The 246-nt window shown below is 68.7% G+C and carries 1 protein-coding gene; it reads right to left on the bottom strand.

What is annotated here, in order from left to right; all coding sequences use genetic code 11:
* Nucleotides 1-246 (bottom strand): pyrroline-5-carboxylate reductase (locus tag QP324_RS12155; protein ID WP_284816245.1); only part of this gene is annotated, 246 nt, incomplete at both ends.

The following is a 246-nucleotide window of genomic DNA, read 5'->3' as shown; positions in this document are numbered from 1 at the left end:
CATCGCGCCTGCACCGGCCGCGGTGGCCTTAGCCAGACGCTCCGCAAGGTCGCGCGGCAGGCCGAGGGACACGCCCGCGTCCACCATCGCTTCGGTGACAAGGAAGAAGTACGCAGGGCCGGAGCCGGACACTGCGGTCACTGCGTCGATCTGCGGTTCGGTGACGGTGACAACCTCGCCGGCGGCGGCGAGCAGTTCATCGACGGTCTGCCGCTGCTCGTCGTCAACGAAACGCCCGTAGGTCAC

Source organism: Corynebacterium sp. UMB0012, assembly GCF_030216265.1.
In the GTDB taxonomy this organism is placed as follows: domain Bacteria; phylum Actinomycetota; class Actinomycetes; order Mycobacteriales; family Mycobacteriaceae; genus Corynebacterium.
This window is presented reverse-complemented; position numbering and strand designations above follow the sequence as displayed.